General features: G+C 59.9%; 18 protein-coding genes. 9 read left to right on the forward strand and 9 right to left on the reverse strand.

The features are described 5' to 3' along the window. Positions 1-62: 62 nt before the first annotated feature. From RHM68_RS22140 to RHM68_RS22155, 4 genes are all read right to left on the reverse strand, one after another. Entirely contained in the window at positions 63-347 is a 285-nt protein-coding gene (locus tag RHM68_RS22140; protein WP_322219139.1) for a YceK/YidQ family lipoprotein, read from the reverse strand. Continuing rightward, entirely contained in the window at positions 340-972 is a 633-nt protein-coding gene (ubiX, locus tag RHM68_RS22145) for a flavin prenyltransferase UbiX (RefSeq protein ID WP_322219140.1), read from the reverse strand. Before ubiX ends, RHM68_RS22140 begins: the two co-directional genes overlap by 8 nt. Next, positions 969-2318: a UDP-N-acetylmuramate:L-alanyl-gamma-D-glutamyl-meso-diaminopimelate ligase gene (gene mpl, locus RHM68_RS22150; RefSeq protein ID WP_322219141.1), complete on the reverse strand. Its 1350-nt coding sequence runs from the start codon at positions 2316-2318 to the stop codon at positions 969-971. The genes ubiX and mpl overlap by 4 nt, the downstream gene beginning before the upstream one ends. A gap of 164 nt (positions 2319-2482) precedes the next feature. Then, positions 2483-4402 (reverse strand): sigma-54-dependent Fis family transcriptional regulator, encoded by a 1920-nt coding sequence (locus RHM68_RS22155; protein ID WP_322219142.1) that lies wholly within the window; start codon positions 4400-4402, stop codon positions 2483-2485. Between the two features lie 302 nt (positions 4403-4704). Here RHM68_RS22155 and RHM68_RS22160 point away from each other — a divergent pair, with 302 nt between their 5' ends. The 9 genes from RHM68_RS22160 to RHM68_RS22200 all read left to right on the forward strand — a co-directional run bounded on the left by RHM68_RS22160 (position 4705) and on the right by RHM68_RS22200 (position 14127). Then, the gene (locus tag RHM68_RS22160; RefSeq protein ID WP_322219143.1) at positions 4705-6225 is read left to right on the forward strand and encodes an aldehyde dehydrogenase family protein; all 1521 of its coding nucleotides are present in this window, start codon (positions 4705-4707) and stop codon (positions 6223-6225) included. Between the two features lie 240 nt (positions 6226-6465). After that, positions 6466-7836 carry an ethanolamine permease gene (eat, locus tag RHM68_RS22165; RefSeq protein ID WP_322219144.1) on the forward strand — a complete coding sequence of 457 codons (1371 nt, stop codon included), beginning with the start codon at positions 6466-6468 and terminating at the stop codon, positions 7834-7836. Positions 7837-7951: 115 nt separating this feature from the next. Next, positions 7952-9346: an ethanolamine ammonia-lyase subunit EutB gene (locus RHM68_RS22170; RefSeq protein ID WP_322219145.1), complete on the forward strand. Its 1395-nt coding sequence runs from the start codon at positions 7952-7954 to the stop codon at positions 9344-9346. Between the two features lie 8 nt (positions 9347-9354). Next, positions 9355-10179, forward strand: coding sequence for an ethanolamine ammonia-lyase subunit EutC (gene eutC, locus RHM68_RS22175; RefSeq protein ID WP_322219146.1), 825 nt, complete (start codon positions 9355-9357; stop codon positions 10177-10179). A gap of 115 nt (positions 10180-10294) precedes the next feature. Further along, positions 10295-10756: a GNAT family N-acetyltransferase gene (locus RHM68_RS22180; RefSeq protein WP_322219147.1), complete on the forward strand. Its 462-nt coding sequence runs from the start codon at positions 10295-10297 to the stop codon at positions 10754-10756. Positions 10757-11036: 280 nt separating this feature from the next. Continuing rightward, positions 11037-11693 (forward strand): DedA family protein, encoded by a 657-nt coding sequence (locus RHM68_RS22185; protein ID WP_322219148.1) that lies wholly within the window; start codon positions 11037-11039, stop codon positions 11691-11693. Positions 11694-11699: 6 nt separating this feature from the next. Next, positions 11700-12512, forward strand: coding sequence for a M90 family metallopeptidase (locus tag RHM68_RS22190; RefSeq protein WP_322219149.1), 813 nt, complete (start codon positions 11700-11702; stop codon positions 12510-12512). 113 nt (positions 12513-12625) lie between these two features. Continuing rightward, a complete protein-coding gene (ppa, locus tag RHM68_RS22195; protein ID WP_008153565.1) occupies positions 12626-13153 on the forward strand; it encodes an inorganic diphosphatase in 528 nt (175 codons plus the stop codon). A gap of 230 nt (positions 13154-13383) precedes the next feature. After that, complete coding sequence (locus tag RHM68_RS22200; protein WP_322219150.1) at positions 13384-14127, forward strand: helix-turn-helix transcriptional regulator; 744 nt, start codon at positions 13384-13386, stop codon at positions 14125-14127. 468 nt (positions 14128-14595) lie between these two features. On the opposite strand, the gene RHM68_RS22205 is transcribed toward RHM68_RS22200, so the two are convergent. The 5 genes from RHM68_RS22205 to RHM68_RS22225 are packed head-to-tail and all read right to left on the reverse strand — an operon-like array spanning position 14596 to position 23966. Beyond that, entirely contained in the window at positions 14596-15411 is an 816-nt protein-coding gene (locus RHM68_RS22205) for a YfaP family protein (protein WP_322219151.1), read from the reverse strand. Between the two features lie 3 nt (positions 15412-15414). Continuing rightward, complete coding sequence (locus RHM68_RS22210) at positions 15415-17034, reverse strand: DUF2300 domain-containing protein (RefSeq protein ID WP_322219152.1); 1620 nt, start codon at positions 17032-17034, stop codon at positions 15415-15417. A gap of 1 nt (position 17035) precedes the next feature. After that, on the reverse strand, positions 17036-21610 hold the full coding sequence (locus RHM68_RS22215; protein WP_322223905.1) for an alpha-2-macroglobulin: 4575 nt from the start codon (positions 21608-21610) through the stop codon (positions 17036-17038). Next, positions 21607-22257 carry a DUF1175 domain-containing protein gene (locus RHM68_RS22220; protein ID WP_416195212.1) on the reverse strand — a complete coding sequence of 217 codons (651 nt, stop codon included), beginning with the start codon at positions 22255-22257 and terminating at the stop codon, positions 21607-21609. The genes RHM68_RS22215 and RHM68_RS22220 overlap by 4 nt, the downstream gene beginning before the upstream one ends. Further along, positions 22242-23966, reverse strand: coding sequence for a DUF2138 domain-containing protein (locus RHM68_RS22225; RefSeq protein ID WP_322219153.1), 1725 nt, complete (start codon positions 23964-23966; stop codon positions 22242-22244). The genes RHM68_RS22220 and RHM68_RS22225 overlap by 16 nt, the downstream gene beginning before the upstream one ends. Positions 23967-23968: the final 2 nt, after the last annotated feature.

Below are 23968 nucleotides of genomic sequence, written 5' to 3' on the forward strand. Positions count from 1 at the left end.
GTGTGCGCCTGAACGGCACCTCTCGCGAGCACGCGTGCTCGCGAATAGCGGGAAGCGTCCTGCTACAACCCGCCAGTCGCCTGAAAAGCAACGCCCAAGACTGTCAGCACCGACAACGGTAACAACAGTGTGTCGAGCAAGGCACTGGCCGGCAGGTCGATGTGCGGATAGCTCGGGGCTTCGGCGCCAAAACGGTCCTTGGCGCAGCAACCACCGTTGATGGCATACAGATCCAGACGCATGCCCGAGTAGACCACCGGTGCTCCAGGCTGCGCAGCATCGAGCGTGCGCGCCGTGGCGCACCCTGCCAATTGCAACGCCAACACAATAGTCAGTAGCTTATTCATCGCTGCTCAAATGGAGTTCGCCCCACCGTGGCAGCATGTCCTGAGGAATGTTCAGCACATTGAGAATCCGCGCCACCACAAAATCGATCAAATCATCGATGGTTTGCGGCTGGTGATAGAAGCCCGGCGAGGCCGGTAAAATCGTCACGCCCATGTTCGACAGCTTGAGCATGTTTTCCAGGTGAATGCTGGAGTACGGCGCTTCACGCGGCACCAGAATCAGTTGCCGACGCTCCTTCAAGGTGACATCGGCGGCACGCTCGATCAGGTTATTGCAGGCCCCTGTCGCGATGGCCGACAGCGTCCCGGTGGAACACGGCACCACCACCATCGCCGCCGGTGCGCCGGAGCCGGAGGCCACCGGTGACATCCAGTCTTCCTTGCCGTACACCCGAATCTGACCCGCCGCCGCGCCCGTGTACTCGGTGAGGAAGGCTTGCATCATTTGCGTTTTGGGTGGCAGCGACACGTCCGTCTCCGTCGCCAACACCAGTTGTGCGGCTTTTGAGATCAGAAAATGCACCTCGCGGTCCTCGCGCACCAGGCAATCAAGCAGGCGTAAACCATACTGCGCACCCGATGCACCGGTCATCGCCAGCGTAATGCGTTCAGGTCCATTGTTCATTGCAGCGCCTCGGCGAGTTTGCCGTGCAGGCCGCCAAAGCCGCCGTTGCTCATAATCACCACGTGAGTGCCGGGCTGAGCCTGGCTTTTCACGCGCTCAATGATGCCTTCAAGGGAGTCGCTGACAATCGACGGCACCGTACACAGCGCCGCAGTACCCGCCAGGTCCCAGCCAAGATTGGCCGGCGCATACCAGATCACTTGATCGGCATCGACCACGCTTTGCGGAAGGCCATCACGGTGTGCGCCAAGCTTCATCGAGTTGGAGCGCGGTTCGATGATTGCGATCAACGGCGCATCGCCAATGCGTTTACGCAGGCCATCAAGTGTGGTGGCGATGGCCGTGGGGTGGTGGGCGAAATCGTCATAAATGGTGATACCACGCACCTCTGCGACTTTTTCCATGCGCCGCTTCACGCTTTTGAATGCACTCAGGGCGGCGATACCCATTGATGGCACAACACCGACATGACGGGCCGCCGCCAGGGTGGCCAAGGCATTGGCGACGTTGTGCTGACCGGTCATGTCCCACTCAACCACGCCCTGGGCAGTGCCTTCAAACATCACTTCAAACCTGGACCCGTCTTCACTCAGCAGCTTGACCCGCCACTGGCCGCCAGCGCCGGTGGTTTGCACGGGAGTCCAGCAACCCATCTCGATCACGCGCTGCAAGGCTGGCTCAGTGGTCGGATGGATGACCAAGCCTTCACTCGGGATGGTGCGCACCAAATGATGGAACTGCCGCTCGATAGCCGGCAGATCGGGAAAGATGTCGGCGTGATCGAACTCAAGGTTATTCAGGATCGCCGTGCGCGGACGGTAGTGGACGAACTTGGAGCGCTTATCGAAGAAGGCGCTGTCATATTCATCGGCTTCGATCACAAAGAAAGGGGTGTCGCCCAGACGTGCCGACACCGAGAAATTCTGCGGTACGCCGCCGATCAGAAAACCCGGGCTCATGCCCGCGTGCTCCAGCACCCAGGCGAGCATGCTGCTGGTCGTGGTCTTGCCGTGAGTACCGGCGACGGCCAACACCCAGCGATCCTGTAATACGTGATCCGCCAGCCATTGCGGACCGGAGACGTAAGGCAGGCCTTTGTTCAACACATATTCAACGGCCGGGTTACCACGCGACATCGCATTGCCGATGACCACCAGGTCGGGGGCCGGATCGAGCTGCGCAGGGTCGTAACCTTGGGTCAACTCAATGCCTTGCGCCTCAAGCTGAGTGCTCATAGGCGGATACACGTTGGCATCGGAGCCGGTTACGTGATGGCCCAGCTCTTTGGCCAGAACCGCCATAGAACCCATGAAAGTGCCGCAGATACCAAGAATATGAATGTGCATAGTCGACCTCGTAAAACATGGCCGCAGGTTAGCGTAGGGTGGGAAAATTCGCACCCTGTGTTTCGGGCAGCAGGACACTCTGCGCCCCAGAAGCGGACTCAGAAGCAGACGAAGACACAGAGCGTCTGTTGAGGCATTCCCACGTCGACCGTGGGAACGATCGGTTACGCCGAGCGGGCGATACCGTGTTTACGCAGCTTTCTATAGAGGGTATTGCGGCTGACACCGAGCTGTTCGGCGGTATGCGTCATGTGCCAGCGCTGTTGCTCCAGCGCATTGAGCAGTGCCAGCCGCTCGGCGTCCTCCAGCGGATGGTCGCAAGGCTCCTCGGCAGGCAATGCAACGACCGGCCGCGCCTGACGGATCATCGCCGGCAAATCCTCCAGCCCGATCCGCCCGTCGTCACACAACGCCGCCAAGGTGCGCAACACATTGCGTAACTGCCGAACATTCCCCGGCCACGCGAACCCGAGCAACGCTTGTCGCGCCGGCTGATCAATCAACACGGTTTGCGCGCCGGCCTCTTCGACCAACAGAAAATCAAGCAGTTGGGCTTTGTCGGTGCGGTCGCGCAGCGCCGGCAGCGCCACTTCCAGACCGTTGAGGCGGTAATACAAATCCTCACGAAAGCCACCGCCCTGGACTCGCTCCAGCAAATTGCGGTGAGTCGCGCTGATAATTCTGACGTTGACGGACTCCGGTTCCCCACCAATCGGCACGACCTGGCGATCCTCCAACACGCGTAACAGTCGAGTTTGCAGGGCCAAGGGCATGTCGCCAATTTCGTCGAGGAACAAGGTGCCGCCGTCGGCCTGCTGCAACTTGCCACGCATGCCTTCCTTGCGAGCACCGGTGAAGCTGCCACCGCGATAGCCGAACAGTTCACTCTCGATCAGGCTTTCAGGGATGGCCGCGCAGTTGAGCGCGACGAAGGCTTTTTCGGCGCGCTGGCTGGCGTGGTGTACGGCTTTGGCGAATGCCTCTTTGCCCGAGCCGGTTTCGCCGTTGATCAACAGCGGCACGTCTCGCTCGAACACCCGCAGGGCCTTGCGGAAATCTTCCTGTAAGGCGCTATCGCCCAGGCAGATACCCGAAAGATGCGGGCCCTGGGCCCTAAGCGGCGCTTTTGCCACGGGCACCGGAATGCTCCGCGATTGGCCACGCAATACCGCAAACAGGCTACGCCCATCGCGGCTGCGCAACGGCCAACTGGCGCTGGCATCGACGCTCGCCCGCCCCATCAGTTCATCCAGCGAGCAGTCAAAAAAAGCATCGACTGATTTGCCCAGCAGACCGCCGCGTACATGCCCCAACAGATTCAGCGCGCTTTGATTGACCGCGCTGATCCGCCCGTCCCCGTCGAACGCCAGCAACCCTTCACTGAACAGCCCGACGGACTCGGCCTGAAGGTGAAAACGCAGCAGCCATTGATTATCGAAGTAACGCAGGAAATAGCAGCTTTCGATCATCTTCGCCGACAGATTGACCAAGGCCATGGTGTGAAACTGGCTCTGACGCGAGACATCATGCCGCGCCGACGAGACGTCCAGCACGGCTAGCAGTTCGCCCTGGGGATCGAACACCGGGCTCGCCGAGCAGGTCAGGCCCGTGTGGCGGCCACGGAAATGTTCGTCCTGATGGATGGTGAGGGACTGGCGCTCCACTAGGCAGGTGCCAATGCCGTTGGTGCCCTCGCACGCTTCGCTCCAGTCGGCGCCGAGCCACAACCCGGCACGCTCGAAAATCTTGCGTTCGGCAGGAGCGGTGACGCAATTGAGGATCACCCCCCGCGCATCGGTGAGCAGCACCGCATGCCCGGCACCGGAAAGTTGCTGATGCAGGCTGGTCATTTCATTGCCGGCGATCTGCAGAACGTGTTGCAGGCGTTCGCGGCTTTCAAGCACGCGACCATGTTCTAGCACGGTCGGCGCGATGGTCAGTGCGGGGTCGAGGTGATAGTCCTCAAGGCAGCGCAGCCAGGACCGCGCGATGGAAGGGTCACTGCCGGGACCGTGCAGGTGCGACTTGCCCTGGGTGACCGTCAAGACTTGTTGGGCATGGCGACTCAAATGGTTGTCGTGCATTTCTTATTATTCTCCCCGGGGCTCGGGGGCCCGTGCGTGAAGTGACGCCCAGCATCCTCCAGCCACCGATGCTTTGCAATGCTGAGCAGACCGCCCGGTCACACACTGCGCCACAAGCGGTACAAAGTGTCACCCCGGCTGTACCAAAACCGTCACAGCCGGCCCCCGTTGGTCCGACAAAAAGTGCGCAACGCCTTGATTTTCCTGAGCTGCAAGGCAGTGGCCCGACCTTTGCTCTACGCTTATAACAAGCGCTCATGCGCCACTCCCTTATAAGCACAAAAGCCAAGGAGAAACCCGTCATGCGTTACGCTCACCCCGGTACTGAAGGCGCTATCGTCTCGTTCAAGAGCCAATACGGTAACTACATCGGCGGCGAATTCGTCGCGCCTGTCAAAGGTCAGTACTTCACCAATACTTCGCCAGTGAACGGCCAACCGATTGCCGAATTCCCGCGTTCCACCGCTGAAGACATCGACAAAGCCCTGGACGCTGCCCACGCCGCCGCCGATGCCTGGGGCGCCACGTCTGCCCAGGCGCGGTCGCTGGTGCTGCTGAAAATTGCCGATCGCATCGAGCAAAACCTCGAGGTGCTGGCGGTTACCGAGTCTTGGGACAATGGCAAAGCCGTTCGCGAAACCCTCAACGCCGACATCCCACTGGCGGCAGATCACTTCCGCTACTTCGCCGGCTGCATTCGCGCCCAGGAAGGCAGCGCCGCCGAAATCGACGGCAACACCGTGGCTTACCACATCCATGAACCGTTGGGCGTGGTCGGGCAGATCATCCCGTGGAACTTCCCGATTCTGATGGCCGCGTGGAAACTCGCCCCAGCCCTGGCGGCCGGTAACTGCGTGGTGCTCAAGCCTGCCGAGCAAACCCCGCTGGGCATCACCGTGCTGATGGAACTGATCGGCGACCTGCTCCCACCAGGCGTGCTGAACGTGGTGCAAGGTTACGGTAAAGAAGCCGGCGAAGCCTTGGCCACCAGCAAGCGCATCGCCAAAATCGCCTTCACCGGTTCGACACCGGTCGGCTCGCACATCATGAAGTGCGCCGCCGAAAACATCATTCCGTCCACCGTCGAGCTGGGCGGCAAGTCGCCGAACATCTTCTTCGCCGACATCATGCAAGCCGAACCCACCTTCATCGAAAAAGCAGCCGAAGGCCTGGTGTTGGCGTTCTTCAACCAAGGCGAAGTCTGCACCTGCCCATCACGAGCGCTGGTGCAAGAGTCGATCTACGACGATTTCATGAAAGTGGTGATGAAGAAAGTCCTGCAAATCAAACGTGGCGACCCGCTGGACACCGACACCATGGTCGGCGCCCAGGCGTCTGAGCAGCAATTCGACAAAATCCTCTCCTACCTGGAAATTGCCAAGGGCGAGGGCGCCGAGTTGCTGACCGGCGGCAAGGTAGAAAAACTCGAGGGGAACCTGGCGACCGGTTACTACATCCAGCCGACCCTGCTCAAGGGCACCAACAAAATGCGCGTGTTCCAGGAAGAAATCTTTGGCCCGGTGGTGAGCATCACCACCTTCAAGGACGAAGCCGAAGCCCTGGCCATCGCCAACGATACCGAGTTCGGGCTGGGTGCCGGCCTCTGGACTCGCGACATCAACCGCGCTTACCGCATGGGCCGTGCCATCAAGGCCGGTCGAGTCTGGACCAACTGCTACCACCTGTACCCGGCGCACGCTGCGTTTGGTGGGTACAAGAAGTCTGGCGTTGGCCGTGAAACCCACAAAATGATGCTCGACCACTATCAGCAGACCAAAAACCTGCTGGTGAGCTACGACATCAACCCGCTGGGCTTCTTCTAAAAACCGGGGCGATGCAGGTAATCCTGTATCGCCCTTCAAATAGCTTTCGCGAGCAGGCTCGCTCCCACCTATGCATTGCCTAGCACTCTGGGAGTGAACCCGCTCGCGAAGTTGTCCTTGATGACACCATCAAAAAACTGCCGTGCTGCTCTGACACAGGCTTTGCGCGCCCGCTCTTTACGTAATCGCTGCACCTGAAAGTCCAATAGATCAAACAATAAAAAAAGACAGAGAGGACTTATGACGTCTACTACACAGCTCAAACCCACACTCGGCACCCTGCATTTATGGGGCATTGCCGTTGGCCTGGTGATTTCCGGCGAATACTTTGGCTGGAGTTACGGCTGGGGCACTGCCGGCACCTTGGGGTTTCTCGTCACCGCATTGATGGTGGCGACGATGTACACCTGCTTCATCTTCAGTTTTACCGAACTGACCACCGCGATTCCCCACGCGGGCGGGCCGTTTGCCTACAGCCGAAGGGCCTTCGGGGAAAAAGGCGGATTGATCGCCGGTATCGCCACCCTGATTGAATTCGTGTTTGCGCCACCGGCGATTGCCATGGCCATCGGCGCCTACCTCAATGTGCAATACCCGGATCTGGACCCCAAGATTGCAGCGGTCGGCGCCTACTTTGTGTTCATGACCCTGAACATCCTCGGCGTCAGCATCGCCGCGACCTTTGAACTGGTGGTCACGGTGCTGGCCGTCGCCGAGTTGCTGGTGTTCATGGGCGTGGTTGCACCAGGCTTCAGCGTCAGTAACTTCGTGCTCAACGGCTGGTCCGGCGCCAACGAGTTCACCATGGCTTCGATCCCCGGCATCTTTGCGGCGATCCCGTTTGCGATCTGGTTTTTCCTCGCCATTGAAGGCGCCGCCATGGCGGCCGAGGAAGCCAAGGACCCGAAACGGACGATTCCCAAAGCCTACGTCAGTGGCATCCTGACCCTGGTGTTCCTGGCCATCGGCGTGATGATCCTGGCGGGCGGTGTGGGTGACTGGCGTCTGCTGGCCAACATCAACGATCCCTTGCCACAAGCAATGAAAACCGTGGTGGGCAACAACTCCAACTGGATGCACATGCTGGTCTGGATTGGCCTGTTCGGTCTGGTGGCAAGTTTCCACGGCATCATCCTCGGCTACTCGCGACAGTTCTTCGCCCTGGCTCGCGCTGGCTACCTGCCCCGCTCGCTGGCCAAACTCTCGCGCTTTCAGACCCCGCACCGGTCGATCCTGGCCGGCGGCGTCATCGGCATCGCCGCTATCTACAGCGACGGCCTGGTCAACCTGCAAGGCATGACCCTGACGGCGGCGATGATTACCATGTCGGTATTCGGCGCCATCGTGATGTACATCATCAGCATGCTGAGCCTGTTCAAATTGCGTAAAACCGAGCCAAACCTGGAGCGCACCTTCCGCGCGCCGGGGTATCCGATTGTGCCGGGGATTGCGCTGTTTCTGGCGGTGGTCTGCCTGGTGGCGATGGCATGGTTCAATGCGGTGATCGGGCTGGTGTTCCTCGGCTTTATGGCCGCCGGCTTCATCTACTTCCAACTGACCGCCAAACAACGTTCGGACGCACCGGCTGACGCTATGCTCACAGGTAACTAAGCGGTATCGGCGCCGGATTTATCGTCCGGCGCCTGCTACATCGACGTGCATACACATCCCACAAGGGTTTGGTGGTGTTTTTGAGTTATCCACAGAATCAGGAGGCCTCCGTCTCATGGCCGTATTTGCCCATACCGTCGGCGCCCAGACCTACCGTTTCGAGAGCCTCAAGGACGTGATGGCCAAGGCCAGCCCGGCCCGTTCCGGGGACTTCCTGGCCGGTGTCGCCGCGCTTAACGACGGCGAGCGGGTCGCCGCGCAAATGGCCTTGGCCGACATCCCGCTCTCGCACTTCCTGCAGGAGGTGCTGATTGCGTATGAAGCCGATGAAGTTACCCGACTGATCATCGACACCCACGACCCACACGCTTTCAGCGTGGTCAGCCACCTGACCGTCGGCGGTTTTCGCGACTGGCTGCTCAGCGATGCCGCCGACGAAACGAGCCTACGCGCCCTCGCGCCCGGCCTCACCCCAGAAATGGCCGCCGCCGTGTCGAAGATCATGCGCGTACAGGACTTGGTGCTGGTGGCGCAGAAAATCCGCGTGGTCACGCAGTTTCGCGGCACGATGGGCCTGCGCGGCCGGTTATCCACTCGGCTGCAACCCAATCACCCGACCGACGAACCGGCCGGCATCGCGGCGAGCATTCTCGATGGCCTGCTGTACGGCAACGGCGATGCAATGATCGGCATCAACCCGGCCACCGACAGCATCGCCTCAATCTGCGCCATGCTGGAAATGCTCGACGCAATCATCCAGCGCTACGACATCCCGACCCAGGCGTGCGTACTGACTCACGTCACCACCTCTATTGAAGCGGTGAATCGAGGCGTGCCACTGGACCTGGTGTTCCAGTCGATTGCCGGCACCGAAGCGGCGAATGCCAGTTTCGGCATCAACCTGAATGTGTTGCAGGAGGGTTATGACGCGGGGTTGAGCCTGAATCGCGGGACGCTTGGGCAAAACCTGATGTATTTCGAAACAGGCCAGGGCAGCGCCCTGTCGGCCAATGCTCACCACGGCATCGATCAACAAACCTGCGAAACCCGCGCCTACGCGGTGGCGCGCCATTTTAAGCCGTTCCTGGTGAACACCGTCGTCGGCTTCATCGGCCCGGAATACCTTTACAACGGTAAACAAATCATTCGCGCCGGCCTCGAAGACCACTTCTGCGGCAAGCTGCTGGGCGTGCCGATGGGGTGCGACATTTGCTACACCAACCACGCCGAAGCCGACCAGGACGACATGGACACCCTGCTAACCCTGCTCGGCGTCGCCGGGATCAACTTCATCATGGGCATCCCCGGCTCCGACGACATCATGCTCAACTACCAGACCACTTCGTTCCACGATGCCCTTTACGCGCGCCAGACGTTGGGCCTGAAACCGGCACCGGAGTTCGAACAATGGCTGGCGAAGATGGGCATTTTCACTCAGGCGGACGGCAAGGTTCGCTTCGGCAACAGCTTGCCGCCAGCCTTCCGCCAGGCCCTGGCGCAATTGGGATGAGTGTTGATATGGATAAGCCCCCCGTCGATCCGCAGAACCCGTGGCTGCAGCTGCGTCGCCTGACCCCGGCACGCATTGCGCTCGGCCGCACCGGCACCAGCCTGCCCACCAAGGCGCAACTGGATTTCCAGTACGCCCATGCGCAGGCCCGGGACGCGGTGCATTTGCCGTTCGACCACGCGGGGCTGAGCGCGCAACTGGCCAAGCACGGTCGCGAGAGCCTGCTGCTGCACAGCGCTGCCACGGATCGGAACAGTTATTTGCAGCGTCCTGATCTGGGGCGCAAGTTGAGTGATGCGTCGGCGCAGAGCCTGCGCAACTACGCCCTGGCGCACCCCGGTGGTGTGGATTGCGTCATCGTTGTCGCCGACGGTTTGTCGGCATTGGCCGTTCATCGCCATACCGTGCCGTTTCTGACGCGCCTGGAAGAACAGGCTGCAGCGGACGGCTGGTCGATGTCACCGGTCGTTTTAGTGGAGCAGGGACGCGTAGCCGTGGCCGACGAGATCGGCGAACTGCTGGGCGCGAAAATGGTAGTAATCCTGATCGGTGAACGCCCCGGCCTCAGCTCACCGGACAGCCTGGGGTTATATTTCACCTACAATCCCAAAGTCGGCCTCACAGACGCCTACCGCAATTGCATCTCCAATGTCCGGCTCGAAGGCTTGAGCTACGGCATGGCGGCGCACCGCTTGCTGTATTTGATGCGCGAAGCTTGTCGAAGGCAGTTGTCGGGGGTCAATCTCAAGGACGAGGCCCAGGTTCAGACCCTGGCGTCAGACACCGGCACGGACATGAAAGGAAATTTCCTACTCAGTCCGCCGGATGCCTGAACCGTTTCTGCATTGCGTTTCTGATCCGGTTTCAGGCAGGATCGAAGCACGGCTGCCCGAGTAACAAACCGCCGCCAGCGCACGTGAAGACAGCCACTTGAAGACGAGACCTACCATGCGGATTATTCAAGCGACCCTCGAACACCTGGACATCCTGACCCCGTTGTTCGTCAAATACCGCGAGTTTTATGGCGCCTTGCCGTATCCGGACTCGTCCCGGGCATTTCTCGAAAAACGCCTGCGTCGTAAAGAGTCGGTGATCTACCTCGCGCTGGCCGATGACGACAACAACAAACTCATGGGCTTTTGTCAGCTCTACCCAAGCTTCTCGTCCCTCTCACTTAAACGGGTCTGGATTCTCAATGACATTTACGTTGCCGAAGATGCGCGCCGCCAACTGGTCGCCGACAACCTGATACGCACCGCAAAGAAAATGGCCAAGGAAACCCATGCCGTGCGCATGCGTGTGTCCACCAGCAGCAACAATGAAGTGGCACAGAAGACTTACGAGTCGATTGGCTTTAAGGAAGACACCGAATTCAAGAACTACGTGCTGCCGATCAGCGACGAACTCTGATTCACCCTAGGCAGGGTCCAAGCGAGTCTGCTCGCGATACAGGCACCTCAGTGTTTCAGCGACACCGAGGCCATCGCGAGCAAGCTCGCGCTCACAAAAACCCGCAACGACCACCCATCTCTATCGACATCCCCCGCTACAATCTCGACGCGCTTTTCACCTCTCACACCGTATAATCGCGACCTTTCTGGCTTGTAAGAAAAACTACACTCGCGTGTAGGCTTACATAAAGTCGTCCGCACAGGCCTGCTGAGCCGGGCCATAACCACAGGTGCTTTCCATGGATTTCAACCCCCTTGACCTTATCCTGCATCTCGATGTGTACCTCGATATGCTAGTGACCAATTACGGGCCATGGATATACGCCATCCTGTTTCTAGTGATCTTCTGTGAAACCGGCCTGGTGGTAATGCCATTCCTGCCGGGCGACTCCCTGCTCTTCATCGCCGGTGCCGTGGCAGCAGGCGGCGGCATGGACCCGGTGCTGCTGGGCGGCCTGTTGATGCTGGCGGCGATCCTGGGCGACAGCACCAATTACGTCATCGGCCGAACGGCGGGCGAGAAGCTCTTTAGCAACCCAAACTCGAAAATCTTCCGCCGCGACTACCTGCAACAAACCCACGACTTCTACGACAAGCACGGCGGCAAAACCGTGACCTTGGCGCGCTTCCTGCCGATCATCCGCACCTTCGCACCGTTCGTCGCCGGCGTGGCGAGAATGCCTTACCCACGTTTCTTCGGCTTCAGCGTGCTGGGTACGATTTTTTGGGTCGGCGGCCTGGTTACCCTCGGTTACTTCTTCGGCAACGTACCGTTCATCAAGAAAAACCTTTCGTTGCTGGTCGTCGGCATCATCCTGCTGTCGCTGCTGCCAATGATCATCGGTATCGTGCGCAGCCGGCTCGGCGGTTCGAACTCCAAGACCGAAACGCGCTAACTGGCGATGTGGTCCCTCAGCGCCTGGCGACGCCAGCGCACCCTGGCCAAGCACCCGATTGCCGATGACCTTTGGCAGCGGGTGCGCCACCACCTAAGCTTTCTCGACGGCCTCAGCACCGAGCAGGACCAGTGGCTACGTGAAGCCTGCGTGCTGTTTCTGCACGATAAACACCTGACCGCCCTGCCCGGCGTCGAACTCCATCAGGAGCAACGCCTGCTGCTGGCCGCGCAAGCCCAGTTGCCACTGCTGAACCTGGGCGACCTGAACTGGTATCAGGGCTTTCACGAAATCGTTCTGTATCCCGATGACTTCCTCAGCCCTCAGCGCCACCGCGATGCCAGCGGCGTCGAACATGAATGGGACGGCGAACACAGCGGCGAAGCCTGGCAACAAGGACCGATCATCCTCGCCTGGCCCGGTGTGATGGCGAGCGGTGGTTGGGAAGGCTATAACCTGGTTATCCACGAACTTGCACACAAACTGGACATGCTCAACGGTGACGCCAACGGCCTGCCGCCGCTGCACCCCGATATGCGCGTCAGTGACTGGGCAACCATCATGCAAAAGGCCTACGACGACCTAAACCGGCAACTGGACCGCCATCCTGACGCCGAAACCGCCATCGACCCTTACGCCGCCGAGAACCCGGCAGAGTTCTTCGCCGTCACCAGCGAATACTTCTTCAGCGCGCCGGATTTGCTGCACGAGGCTTATCCACAGGTCTATGAGCAGTTGAAGCTTTTCTACCGGCAGGACCCTTTGAACAGACTGCGGCAACTTCAGGCGAATGACCCGGTCTATCAGGCACACGACTAAGGTCTACAAGACCTCTGGTGCGTGGCATCGGTGGCGGAATATGCCTATAATCGCCGCCACTTTTTGGTCAATCCGACCAAGTGATTTTGGTCAACTAACGGGGGCACCGCCCAATGAGCTACAGCAAGATTCCGGCTGGCAAAGACCTGCCGAACGACATCTACGTCGCGATCGAGATTCCGGCCAACCACGCGCCGATCAAATACGAAATCGACAAAGACAGCGATTGCCTGTTCGTTGACCGTTTCATGGCCACCCCGATGTTCTACCCGGCCAACTACGGTTTCATCCCGAACACCCTGGCGGACGACGGTGACCCCCTCGACGTACTGGTCGTGACCCCTTACCCGGTTGCCCCTGGTTCGGTCATCCGCGCTCGTCCAATCGGCATTCTGCACATGACCGACGACGGCGGCGGCGATGCCAAAGTCATCGCAGTCCCACACGACAAGCTATCGCAGCTGTACGTCGACGTGAAAGAGTGCAGCGATCTGCCACCTCTGCTGATTCAGCAGATCGAGCACTTCTTCGCGAACTACAAAGACCTCGAAAAAGGCAAATGGGTGAAGATCGAAGGTTGGGGCGACTCAGAAGCCGCTCGCACCGAGATCATGAAGTCGGTTGCAGCCTACAAAGGCTAAGACGCCATGGCGTATTGCGCCTTTGACGACTTGAAAAACCCCGGTTAGTCCGGGGTTTTTTGTGGGTGCTTATAAAGGCGTACTTAAACGGCATGTTTAAAAAGCTCTAAGCATTGTTTTAATCTGTTTAATTGTTACCCAGCACGTCTTACATAAAGACTTAAAATTCCGGCGTAATTTGAACAGTTGGTTTATTCAAACCCTTAAACCACGCCCGTAAACTCGTGTTTATGAAAAAGAACACTAGCGGCCCACGGTTTAAAGCACTGCTCCAAGCGGCGAACATCACGACGACAGGATTTGCAGTCTTCTGGAACACAGAAGCACAAAACATCCACAACTGGTACACCCGCGGTGTGCCCGCCTATCGCATGGAAGAAGTGGCGAGAATACTGTCCGTGAGCAGCGATTGGCTCAAAACCGGCGAGGGTCCGAAAGACTCGACGCTTCTGCGCGTGTTCGACGAATCCGGTAACACCTTCGACGCCCAGGCCATCCGTGGCGTCTACACCGTCATCGAGGCCATCGACGTCGAACTTTCCTACTACAAGGAAGTAGCGCGCCCCCACACTGACAAGACCCATGTCGTCGAAGACTCCGAGCAATCCATCCGACTACCACGTAGTCACCTCGACTCCCTGGAAATAAATCCACGCGATGCGATATGCACCCGGATGATTGGCAACAGCATGGCCGAGAAAATTGAAGACGGCTCCACGCTGGCCATTGATCGCGGGCTGACCCAAGTCATCGATGGAGAAATATATGCGATCGAACATGACGGGATGCTACGCATCAAATACTTGCACCGCATGCCCGGCAATGCCCTGCGATTACGCAGTCACAACAACGCTGAATACCCGGACGAAATATTCAGCGCCAAACTTATCGAAGAGCAAAACATCAAAATATTGGGATGGGTATTCTGGTGGTCAACACTTAACAAGCGACGCCCGCTGGTGCCGTTCCTGTGATCACTCGGGCGCAGCACTTTTCACAAGATCGGTACATGCGCCAGCGATTGGGCAAAGTGACGTAAAAACGTGCAGCCAACGCTCTAAACTGCACGTCCCACTGGGAATCTCCCAAAAAAATCAGTATGCTGCGCCCCACATTTGCGCATCAACCCGCTTCGCGGCGAAGAATCGCACCGACAAGGCAGATCACTTTCTAGCCAAGTCCCACAGCCGGACGCAAGATCCGGGTGTACGTTTTGAAGGCCGGCGCGGTTTACCAAAAATAAACCAAGCCAGTCCCCGAGAAGCCGGCCACAAGCCGGCTTTTTAATTGTCCGAAATCACCCGAGAGCCCACCTGATAGCTCCGCTATTAAAGGTGATTCAGGCGTCCCCCTTTCCAATAGCGTTCAACGCCATTTGGCCCCATGTTAACGCCGACTGCGCCCCCCAAGAATTGTCCTCCACCCTCCCAGACGATCACGCTTCACGGATAACTAAACGACCTAACCAGCGTCAACTCCCCCACCGCCCGCATCGGCACCACGAACGTTTCCATTTTCTCGTTCGGTGTTCCCTCTTCCGTAATCACCGTCACTTGCGCCGTGGTCAGCGGCTGCACCGCATCCGTCTGCCCGTCTTCATCACTGCGATAGCCGCCGCCGAAGTAGTTCACATAGATCAGGTATTGGCCTTTGATCGGCGCAGGCATGGAGAAGATTTCCGGGCCATAGCCGGTGGTGACATCGACGTCGAGTGCAGCGCCGTTGGGCGCCACCCGGTTGCCGTACCAGATGTGCGCACCGTCGGGGGTGATGAGGTGTAAGTCGAGGTCCGTGTTGTCGCTATCCCACGACAGCAGCACCCGCAGTTTGGCCGGTGTGGCGCCGCCACTGGCGTGGAGAAACTGTGTTCGATGGCGCTGTTGGCCGTCAGGGCTGCGTACTTCGACGCTGTTGCTGCCGCTGGGAAATGAATACGGGCGATCAAAGTGCCCGGCGGGGTCGATTTTTAGCGGCATGCTGATGCCGTTGACGATCAGTCGGCCGGGGTCGTTGGACTTGGGTGTGGCTTTGATCTGGCCGCTGATACGCGCGGTGTTGGCCTGACCGAGCGGTGTGTTCACCGAGGAGGCTGGGTAGTTGACCGTCTGGCGGTAGTTTTCGCCTTCGCCCTCGACAGCCCCCGTGCGCCAGCCGCCGACGGGGGTGTCGAGTTTGACGGCGGCGTCGGCGGCGAAGGACGTCGGCAACACGCAGAAGGTGCAGAGGAACAGGAAGACCTGTGGATAACTGAGTTTCATGGCCTATTCCAGCAAGAGGTGGCGGGCGAGCCCTTCGATGTAGATTTCATCCTGGCCGTTGGGGTGTGCGTCGAAGGCCAGGTGCAGGTATTCGTGGGTCAGGTCGAGTCGGTCTTGCAGCGACAGCACGCCGCGCACGTAAATGCGCTGGCGCTCACGGTCAACGTAGGGACGGCCGAAGGCCAGGCGGCAGACGGCGAAGGTGCTGACTTCGTTGTAGCCGACCTCATTTTCGAGGCGTTGGCGCCAGCCGCGACGCTGGTTGAGCAGCCAGTCTTGCGCGGCGGGCAATGCTTCGCAGGAGGCTACCGGATTGTCCCAACGGCTGAGGCTGGCGCGCGGGTAGGCGTGCAACAAAATGGCGTCGTAGCGTTGGCCGGCATTGGCTTGTTCGACGGCTTGTTGCCAGGAGAGTTTGTCCAGACCGGGCTGGTCGGAGTGGTAGGTGACGGTACTGCCGGCCAGGACGAGGTCACTGGTCCACGCCGCGATGTAGCGCGATTGTGCGGTGGCCGGGCGCGGGGCGACGCGTTGGCGGCTGCTGCTGTCGTCGATGCTCAGGCAGTCGCCGTTGCGGGTGGCGTTTTGCAGCAGGTAGGTTCTGATCGCGATGGCCAGTGCTTTGGCGGCCTCAACAGGTTCGGATTTGGCTTCCCGTTGCAGGACGCGGGCGACGTATTCTTCGCGGTCCAGACGCGCAACGAGTTTGTCTTTCAGCAGAAAGAGTTCGCCGTCGCTGTGGATATCCAGTTGATTGCCGCTGGCGAATTCGACGCGATAGTCGCCTTGCAACGGCCCGGAGTCAGCAACCCGATCCCCGGCCAAAACGCGGCTGATCGGATAACGTGAAAACAGTCCGACCTCAACACAACGCCCGACATCCGCAGGCCAATCCGCCGGCAACACCGACGCCAACGCCTCCCCGTAATTGCGCAGCACCTGTTGACTGGTCCCGCGCCCACCGGCCCAGATCGGCGCGCCATCCACCGTCCAACCGGCGAACCCGCCCTGACGCGACGTTGGGTCCTGATCGCCCAACCAGCTCCAGGTTTTGACCCGCAACCGGCCACCCATTTCACCCACGAGATTGCCGTCAGCGGCGTTCAACACCACGTCCAGCAGCACTCGCCGCGCCTGATCCTGCGCCGGCATCACGGCCAGCACCTTAAGCAATTCGGCCACGGGAACTCGCGTCGAAGGCTGCAATGACTGCACGTTCAGCAGCCACTCCGGCGCCTGTCGAGCCTGCCAATACGTGCGCCAATCAGCATTAACAATGCCCAGCCGCGCTGGCTCAAAGTACAACCCGCAAGATTTGACCAACGCCTCATCCCGCTCAATTTTGCCGCCGGCCGTGCAGCAATAAACTTCCTCCTTCGATTGCCCACGACACTCATACGCCGGTTCACGGGCGCCGGTGTCCGCCAACCAAGCGTAGACAAACAACTTCCACACACTGCCCAGCGGCGTTTGTAAATCCGTCGGTAACAGCTCACGGGATATCAACTGAGTGCGGCCCAACGACAACAACTCACCTTTAAAGCCTAGCCGCAGCGGCTCGTCCTGCGCTGTCGCCAGCGCAGGGATCAAACACAGCAGCAACCAGACCCGTAGCCAGCTCATGTCAGTGGACCGTGGCTTGGCCGAGGGCCGGCTTCTGTTCCTGCGCCTGGTGCTGTGGCGCATAGACCTGAGTGAAACGCACCGGCGGTAGATTGAATTGACCTTTCTGCGAGAAACGCACCAAGTGACGCACACGCAACTCACCGCTCAAGGCGTCCACCGGAATCGCGTAAGCCATTTGCCCCGGTTCAAAACGCGCTTTCTCCAGCGCGGTCGGTTCAGTACCGGCCTTGCCCATCAACTTGATGCCCCACGTGGTGCGCTCAACGTCGGCGCCCGGTGGCAGCGGCACTTCGATCATGCCGTAGCGCAGCGGCTTCGGCGCTTTGCTGGTGATGATCACTTCGTCCAGGTACAGGCTATCGCTCGACAGCGGCTTGTCACCGACGGCTTCAAGTTTGAAGGCGAACGCTTCGTCACCCGGCACCAGACGCGACAAGCGACGGGTGATGGTCACGGCCATCGGGTCGATTGCCGGTTGTTGGGTCTGATAGCTCAGCGTCGCGCGCAACGGGCGCTCTTGCGTCCCCGTCACCGACAACAGGGCAGGCACGGGCGCAGCACCCTGCCACGTCCAGTACACCTCACCGCTATCACCGTATTTTTTCTTCCAGCCGTCACCCGGCGCCAAGGCGATGGTGGGCGAGGCCTGCTCGATGCTACGTTGCAACCAGGTCAGCGCCAAGGCGCGTTCCAGGGTCGATTGCTGTGGCAACAAACGTTGCAACAACGCTTGCGCGTGAGCCTGATCGAAGGCTTGCAGCGACAGGTTCAAGGCTTCGGCAAACGGCTGCGAACTCACGGCCAATCGTTGTTGCGCATCCGCCAATTGACGGTTGAACGCATCTGGCAGAGCCACTTTCGACTGCTTGGCCAAAGAAGCGGTCAACGCACGCGCCGCCGCCAACCCCAGCGCTGAATCGGGATCGCTCATGACGATGCTGTCTTCACCATCGTCCATCAGGTTTGCGGCATTGCCATCGCCAGCCTTCGCCAGGTCATCCATCAAACCGCTGAGCAAGGTGTTCACCGGCAACTGCATAGACTTGGCAAACGAAAGGGTCAGCGCACGCTGCAACAGTGGCGTGGTCTTCGCCTGTTTCGCGTACACCTCCAACACCCGCTGCCAATGCTCCGGCGGCAGGCTCAACGACAAAGCTTTGCTGGCGTACCAGTCGGCGTAATAGGCGTATGCGGTCAGGAACGCGTCCGGTTCACCGTCCTGGCCCCACCAAGTAAAACTCGCCGAAGGACCGGCCATTTGCACCAGTCGCAGCCGGCTGTTTTGCAGGATTAGGCGCAAGCGGTCGCGTACCTGTGGGTTCGACGACAGCGACGGATAGGCGATGCTCAGCGGCAGCAGACGGCTGGCGGTTTGTTCAACGCCACCATAGGGGTAGCCCAACAAATCGTCGAGGGCCGAGCGCAATAGCGCTTGCGGGCTGTCATCCAGGCGCAGGCGAATATCCGTGGCGTCGACCGGCAGCGTCAGCGGCGTTTCACCGCTGACCACGTTCAGGCTTTGGCTGCGCGTCACTTGCCAACCCTCACCGCTCGCGGCCAGGCGCACAGCCAAGGCATCGACCGTTTTGCCGTCCTGCACCAACTCGGCGGTCCACTCGCCATTGGTCAACGCAAACGCCGGCAGTGCGATGTAGTTGATGCCGTTGTTCAGAGTCACCGGCACCCGCTGATCGGCGGCGCCGTAATGAATCACCAGCTCAGCCTTGACCGGTTTCTCGGCCTGACTGAACGCAAACACACCGAGATCCGGTTTGTCACCGGTACGGAATTTGGTCGGACCGCTCCACTTCAGGTACAGCGGTTTTTCCGAACGAACGAATTGTTTTTTCTGCCCAACCTGACCGTCATCGGCGATGGCACGGGCGGTGATGCGCCAGCGGGTCAGCGAGTCCGGCATTTTGAAGGTGAAGCGGGTTTTGCCGTTGGCGTCGGTCACCAATTCAGGCTGCCATGCAGCGGTATCGACGTCCTCACGGCGCGGCCGCTCCAACACTTTCACTCCACGCTCGCTGCGGTTGGCTTTGCCCGGCGCGCCTGGGCTGCCCGGTAACGCAACGTCATAACTGATGAACGACAAACTCGCGCTGGTACGCACGTTATTGCGGCGCGGGTGATAGAAGAATTGGTCGATGCTCGGCGCGACTTCCGGTTGCAGCGCGTAGATCATTTCGTCGACCACGCTGACCGTCAGGTGCGCCGGGATTGGCTTGCCGGCGAACTGCGTGGTCAGGTCCACCGACACGGTATCGCCTGGCTGATAAGCCTCTTTGTCAGTGGCAATCGCCACGTCGATTTGCGGCGTAATCACCTTGATGCCGGCGTTCTGAAAGCTGTACTGACCGCCCTTGGTGTACAACACCGAGAACGTCAGGTTCGGTGCGAAGTTATCCTTCACCGCAATGCGCGCGCGGTATTGGGTGTCGCTGAGTTTTTCCATCTTCAGCCAATCGCCGCCCTTGGACAGCAGCGCCGTAGCCTCGACCTTGTCCCGCTCCAGCGACAACAGCGCATCGCTGACAGGTTCTGGGAAGGTGATCAATGCAAGCGCTTCGTCGCCAGCCTTGTACTCGGGTTTATCGAGGACAATTTCCACGGTGCCCGGCACGGCTTTGACGCCATCACCCGTGACCGAATGACCAGTGGCGCCGACCACGCGGCCATGTTCATCCTTCAGGGTCAGGTTATAAGTGCCAGGACGCTCGAACGCCAGGCTGAAGCCTTGGTCTTTGGCGCTGAGCTTGCCATCGCCGGTGCTCTGGTCTTCCAGACGGACCCAGTTGTAGCTGCTCGCAGTGACGGCTTTACTTTGCTCGCTGCCACCTTCGTTGGCGTAGCTGAACGCAACCTTGTCGCCCACGGCGCTAAAGCGCTGCGGTGCGCTCAAACGAAAGCTGGCGGCACCACGGTCGATCAGGATTTCCTTGGTGGTCTTGACCCGATACGCCGCGCCGTCGCTGGCAAAAACCGTGAGCATGTAACGGCTCGGTTTGTCGGCGGCCGGCAAGTCGAGGGTCGCGTTGCCCTTGGAATCGGTGGTCAACTCGGTGCTGCTCAGCTCAATCGGAAATTGCCCGAGGTATTGCAGTTCGTTGTCGACCATCGACAGTTGCTGGGCGCGCAGGCCCAAGGTCAACTTGGCGCCGACCACCGGTTTGCCGTCCGGGTACAGCAGCACCAGGCTGCCCTTCACCGGCTCGCCCGTGTGGTAATCCTGCTTGGCGAGGTTCAACGAGATTTCGAAGTGCGGCTTGATGTATTCAGCGACGCGAAAGGCGCTGCTGTAGGCCTGATCCTTGTAGCTGAACCGCAGCTCATAACCGCCCGCCACCGCGTTTTCCGGCAATTGGAAACGACCCTGGGTGCCGGCCTTGGAATCGAGCTTCAGCGCCAACGACTGTAGCGCAGAGCCGGTTGCATCGAGCACCGTCACGTTGACATCGGCCGCGCTCGGCACTACCGAATCCCGAGCGTTCTTGAACTCGCGACCGACGATTTTCAGCGACACCCAATCCCCCGGCCGGTACAGCGGCCGGTCGGTGAAGGCATAGAGTTTGGTGTCGTAGATTTCGCTGTCGTAATAGAAGTTCTCGGAGACAAAAACACCACCCTCTTCGTCTTCGCCGATCACGAACGAACGTTCGGGGCTGACGTGTTTCAGTCGCAGTAAACCATCGGCATCCGTCGCACCACTGCTCATCACGCCCAGGCCATCGGTCCACAGCACGTTGACCTTGGGCACCGAACTGCCTTCGTGTTTACGCGCCGCCCAGACCACCAGCTCATCGCCGGCAATTTTGCTTACGGCCACGGTATTGGAAACGAAGACCATGGTGGTCGCGCGGTACTTGCCGATCAGCGCTTCGACCAAATACAAACCCGGTTTCAGATGACCCAACGGGATGTACACATTGCCCGGAGCAACACTGACAAATTCGCTGGAAGAACCGGCCAGGTTCACACCGGCCGGCGGCTGGATCGGTTTGGCTTCCCACAGTGGATAACGGAATTGGCTGACCACTGGCAGGCCCGGAATCAGCGCGAATTGCGGCTGAGCGTCGTAGGGCGTTGGCGCAGAGATCGCGCTGCCCATCTTCAGCTCAGGCACTTCCTCGGTGACTTGTTTGCGCGACTCGTAGGAAAACGCCCGTTGCATCACACGACGGGATTTGCGGTACCAGTTGTCCCACAGGTACGCGAGGGTATTCGACAGGCCTTCGCCCTTGAACTGGCCGTCGCTGACCACACGGTGCAGGTTCTTCTGGCGCTTGAGGAAATCCAGCGGCTTGTCGATGCGATAGACGCGAATGTCAGCGCCACCGTAAGGCTCCATGCGGAACCGGCGATAGTCGCGGCCCGGCGCTTCGAGGCGCACCATCGCCTGTTCGTCACTGGCGAAACTGCTATCGGCCAACAGGAAAAAGCTTTCACCGGCCACCGGCGTGTAGCCGCTGGGCTCGACGGTGTCTTCGGCATTGACCGTGGCGAACGGAATCAGCAACGCCAGCAATAAAGGAATTCGAGAGCAAATGCGCAGCATGCGGGCACCGGTCATTGGGAGAGAAAGTTCAGTCGATAGACGCCGATGAAGTTGGGGTTGGCTGCGTCGGGTATCCATCGGGTGTCCTTCCATGTCATGAGTTGCTGCAGGCTCGCGGATCGCATGCCGTTGTCAGTGGGGGTGGTCGTGCCGGTGTGATAGGCGATGTAGCGGCCCATCCAGATCATCAGGTGCTGGTCGTCGCCCTGATCGAAAAACATCAGGTCGCCGGGCCGGGCTTGCGCCAGGTCTCGGCCGACCAGGTGGCTGTTGAACTGAATCAATTTGATCGCGTTGACGTAAGGCCCGACCTTACCGCCACCCTGTTGCCATTGCTGGGCGAGGCCGCGCTGGGCTTCGCTCAGTTGCAGTTCCGGTGGCAGGTAACGGTTGGACAGGCCATTGCTGCGCAGCCATTTGTCGTCATGCACTTTCAGGGCTTCGTTGGCGGCAAAACGAACCAGCCCGGCGCAGTCCTGTTGATACCAGCGCGGGCTCGGGCCCTGGGTCAGCTGCTCTTGGGCGATGCGCACAAACCAGGCGCGAAACACCTGGGATTGCTGCACGTCCAGCGGCGGCGGCTCATTGGCAAACGCCCGACTACCGAGCAGCATCGCCAGCAGGCCGAGGCCTCGGATAAGCGCGATCACAGGGCTTTCCATTCCAGCGGCAGCCACTGCCAATGGCCGTTCGGCTCGCTGCCCTTGGGCAGGGTCAGCGCGTATTTGCCGTAGCCGCCGAGCGTGCGCAGTTTCGGGATCAAGTAGGTTTGCGCGGCGTTGTAGAACACCGGTTCCATGTCTTGCGGCAGGCTGTCGAGGGTTTCCTGTTGCATCAACTGCGCCATGGAATCCGGGCCGAAGTAGACCGGCATCAGCAAGTCGTTGGGCAACACATCGGCCAGCGGCGGGAAGTGTCTGTCGAGGGTGCCGAGGGCTTTGTCCAACAGTTTGTCGTCGAGGGAGAACAGCAGCGTCGAACCGTGACGGGCCAGGCTGACTTTCATGAACGCCTTGCCGGTGACCGCATCAGGATTCTCGGCGTCCTTGGCCGCATACGGGCCAAAGTTGGAGCTGACCTGACGCTGCCACTGATGGGTTTCGCCTTCTTGCTTCTCGACCACCGGGAACGCGTGCTCGTCGACCTTGCCTTCATAGGCACCCACCATCGAGCCAAACAGGCTACCCAGGTCGCCGTCGAGTTTGGCGCTGTCCTTGTCGTTCAGACTGACCACCAGCAGTGGCGTGTACAGCCGCGAATCGGCGTACCAGCACAGGCCAGCGGCACCGGCCACATGTTCGGTCAGGGCCTCGGCGATTTTTTCTTCGGCGCCCAGTTTTACCAGCAGCGGTTTCTGTTGCTCAGCAGCCAGCGGCAAGGCTACGCAGGCACTGGCCCCCATGGGCATGGCTTGCCAGATCGGTTTGAAATCGAAATCCGGCTGGTTATCCAGTTCGTCCATGGCCAGGTAGCTGCGCCAGCCCTTGTCGTCCATGTCGAAACGCAGGCCGGCGAAGTTCGGGATAAAGCGCTGATAACCCATGGCCAACACGCTGGAGTTGACCGACAGGCGCTGCTTCACTTCCGGCGCGCGGGGTTGCAGGCCGAAGGCTTCCGGGAACAGTTTGTCGCCGTTGAGCAGCGCGGCGATGGCGTTGGTCGATACGCTGCCCGGCTCCTCAGTGGCGCCATTGTCCGGATCGTAGAGTTTGGCCGGGTTCGACAGCACCACCAGTTTGTCGCCATGGGAGGCGAACAGCAGCGATTTGGTGGCGTTGTAGACCAGTTGATAGAGCGCCACATCGTCGGTGCCGACTTTCACGTCGCCGACTTTGGTCAGTTGCGTATCGTCCAGCGCAACCTTGGCCAGTGGCTCCAGCACCTTGGCCAGACCACCGCGATCCATCACCAACAAGAAGTCTTTCAGGCGCCCGTCCGCCCCGCGCCACAGCGCCACATCAGCCGGTTGATCGAAGAGTTGCTCGATCAGGCTGTCCTGCAACTTCAGGTCATGTTCGTAAATGATCCGCCGCAAGCTACCGATCAAACCGAGGCGATCCGCATGCGTTTCGTAATAGAAGACGAAATCTTCGGTCAGGGTTGCCTTGAGGAATGGCACCGCCAGCAAATCCTTGGGCAATTGGCTCAAGGAATGGGTTTCCAGCAGACCATCCGGGCGGCTCATGCCCAGTTTGTCGCTGGCTAGCGCCGCCGCGGGCACTTTGGGTTTGTGCATGAGCCAGCCCAACCCGCCTGCCACGCCAGCCACCAGGCACAGCCCGATCAGCACGGCCGGCCAACGCCGGGAAGATTTGGCAACCGGTACGTCAGCGGCCGGGGGAACGGCAGGGGAAATCGTGTTATCGCTCATGT

Source organism: Pseudomonas sp. DC1.2, from assembly GCF_034351645.1.
Classification (GTDB): domain Bacteria; phylum Pseudomonadota; class Gammaproteobacteria; order Pseudomonadales; family Pseudomonadaceae; genus Aquipseudomonas.

Excerpts from the sequence above, each read along its gene's own strand:
- RHM68_RS22185 (WP_322219148.1), top strand. The coding sequence starts at position 11,037 with ATGGATTTCAACCCCCTTGACCTTATCCTGCATCTCGATGTGTACCTC.
- ppa (WP_008153565.1), top strand. The coding sequence starts at position 12,626 with ATGAGCTACAGCAAGATTCCGGCTGGCAAAGACCTGCCGAACGACATC.
- RHM68_RS22190 (WP_322219149.1), top strand. The coding sequence starts at position 11,700 with ATGTGGTCCCTCAGCGCCTGGCGACGCCAGCGCACCCTGGCCAAGCAC.
- RHM68_RS22225 (WP_322219153.1), bottom strand. The coding sequence starts at position 23,966 with ATGAGCGATAACACGATTTCCCCTGCCGTTCCCCCGGCCGCTGACGTA.
- mpl (WP_322219141.1), bottom strand. The coding sequence starts at position 2,318 with ATGCACATTCATATTCTTGGTATCTGCGGCACTTTCATGGGTTCTATG.
- RHM68_RS22160 (WP_322219143.1), top strand. The coding sequence starts at position 4,705 with ATGCGTTACGCTCACCCCGGTACTGAAGGCGCTATCGTCTCGTTCAAG.
- eat (WP_322219144.1), top strand. The coding sequence starts at position 6,466 with ATGACGTCTACTACACAGCTCAAACCCACACTCGGCACCCTGCATTTA.
- RHM68_RS22205 (WP_322219151.1), bottom strand. The coding sequence starts at position 15,411 with ATGAAACTCAGTTATCCACAGGTCTTCCTGTTCCTCTGCACCTTCTGC.
- RHM68_RS22200 (WP_322219150.1), top strand. The coding sequence starts at position 13,384 with ATGAAAAAGAACACTAGCGGCCCACGGTTTAAAGCACTGCTCCAAGCG.
- RHM68_RS22140 (WP_322219139.1), bottom strand. The coding sequence starts at position 347 with ATGAATAAGCTACTGACTATTGTGTTGGCGTTGCAATTGGCAGGGTGC.
- eutC (WP_322219146.1), top strand. The coding sequence starts at position 9,355 with ATGGATAAGCCCCCCGTCGATCCGCAGAACCCGTGGCTGCAGCTGCGT.
- RHM68_RS22155 (WP_322219142.1), bottom strand. The coding sequence starts at position 4,402 with ATGCACGACAACCATTTGAGTCGCCATGCCCAACAAGTCTTGACGGTC.
- RHM68_RS22210 (WP_322219152.1), bottom strand. The coding sequence starts at position 17,034 with ATGAGCTGGCTACGGGTCTGGTTGCTGCTGTGTTTGATCCCTGCGCTG.
- RHM68_RS22215 (WP_322223905.1), bottom strand. The coding sequence starts at position 21,610 with ATGACCGGTGCCCGCATGCTGCGCATTTGCTCTCGAATTCCTTTATTG.
- RHM68_RS22180 (WP_322219147.1), top strand. The coding sequence starts at position 10,295 with ATGCGGATTATTCAAGCGACCCTCGAACACCTGGACATCCTGACCCCG.
- RHM68_RS22170 (WP_322219145.1), top strand. The coding sequence starts at position 7,952 with ATGGCCGTATTTGCCCATACCGTCGGCGCCCAGACCTACCGTTTCGAG.
- ubiX (WP_322219140.1), bottom strand. The coding sequence starts at position 972 with ATGAACAATGGACCTGAACGCATTACGCTGGCGATGACCGGTGCATCG.
- RHM68_RS22220 (WP_416195212.1), bottom strand. The coding sequence starts at position 22,257 with ATGGAAAGCCCTGTGATCGCGCTTATCCGAGGCCTCGGCCTGCTGGCG.